Source organism: Vibrio sp. 03_296 (assembly GCF_002265885.1).
This window is the reverse complement of record NZ_NPKW01000539.1, coordinates 1-1,384: the sequence shown is the minus strand read 5'-3', so window position 1 is coordinate 1,384 and position 1,384 is coordinate 1. Positions and strand designations below refer to the sequence as shown.

The 1,384-nt window shown below is 47.9% G+C and carries 2 protein-coding genes and 1 pseudogene; all 3 read left to right on the top strand.

The features are described from left to right. Positions 1 to 213: pseudogene (locus CIK04_RS34030) on the top strand (hypothetical protein); the annotation flags it as partial. A 24-nt stretch (positions 214 to 237) separates the two neighbouring features. Next, positions 238 to 414 carry a hypothetical protein gene (locus CIK04_RS32875; RefSeq protein WP_176463432.1) on the top strand — a complete coding sequence of 59 codons (177 nt, stop codon included), beginning with the start codon at positions 238 to 240 and terminating at the stop codon, positions 412 to 414. A gap of 119 nt (positions 415 to 533) precedes the next feature. Then, the gene (locus CIK04_RS26020; RefSeq protein ID WP_128824708.1) at positions 534 to 1,043 is read left to right on the top strand and encodes a hypothetical protein; all 510 of its coding nucleotides are present in this window, start codon (positions 534 to 536) and stop codon (positions 1,041 to 1,043) included. Positions 1,044 to 1,384 lie beyond the last annotated feature (341 nt).

Sequence of the window (1,384 nt, the reverse complement as noted above, 5' to 3'; positions counted from 1 at the left end):
ATAGGTGCACTGATGGGCACGGGATACGCGCTGTTCTTAATTACGCTTTTTCACAAGATCGCTTCTTGTTATTGCTTTTATACTCTTTTCTTTGCCGTTAGCCTCTTTATGGCCAGTGATGAAAACGAGGCTATATCTTTGTGCAAGGTTACACCGTGTGCACCATCATCTGCTGCATGGAGTTTGATAGCATTTATACCTTTCACTACATGATGTTACGGATTCAAGAAACGCTAATTGGGCATCGTGGGTGTTTATCCTTGTCTACAAAACTGCTTTTGGCCGGTAACGACACAAAGTAAGTTCACTCAGCACTATGCAACGCTGCACACCGCACTGAAGACAGCGGTCGAACAGGCACAGCAGGGCACACTTTCTGGTGATGAGATTTTGCCCTTGCAACAATCGGTCTAAAACCAACTGCACCACCTATTGGAGCTACCAAACAGCGGCAGTTATGATTTGCAGTTCTATCAGCAAGAGTTGGTTAGAGCGGTTGCGTGAGATTCTGGTCATCACCCACTTACTCGAAAGTGTCTGTAAAGATCGTCACAACCTTCGCCCACTATTGCCTGAAGTGGCGCGCTACTCGCTCAGTTGATGCCAAAACGCCCATCACTCCGCTGATTCCATCACCGCTTTTTGAGCGCGCTCAACGCCACCTACAGCACAAGCCTTTCTCCTATCCTCGCAGCGTAAAACAGCACATTAAGGATGATGGTTTGAAAGTGCTGCAAGGCGTTTCGATGTTTGTGACGGCCGTTTTGCTCTGGATTTATCTCCCCGTCCCCGGAGGATTTGTCTTCCCGATGATCGCCGGTATTTTTGCCACCAACATACCGCCCCTTGCCACCCAGCGCGATCAAAGACGCCTTCTGGGGCACCATTGGGCTAGGCAGTTTCTATCTTGTTCAGTATGTGTTTCTTATGCCTTCTTTTTCGGAGCGTATTGGCAGTGGCGTAGTTTTACTTTATCAATGTTGTCGCCATTTGGAAGGTGTTTGATACCGCTCGGCTGGGCATCTTTCGCGTTCTTGCTGTGAACTTATTGCTGGTGCTGTCTTCCAGTGCGCAAAACTTAACGCCCAGTTACAGTTTCAGTTTGCCCGCGATGATGGTTGTCTATGTGTTGCTTCTTTTGATTGATTTCCTCGTTTTTGCTGGCCTCTTCCACCCCAAAGCACGTTATCACTTACCCCACTGATTCCACCGCCGACCACTCCACACCGGGATGGTCGGCTTACGCTTAATTTTCTCCTCGCTTTTCTTCTCTCCTCAATTTTCTTGCTATCCGTTTTAGTTATTTCTCGCCCTTCCCTTCGGCTTGAGAACGGACGAAATTTTTTGTGCGTCGACCGGATTTTCATTGAGAGTATGTGTTTAG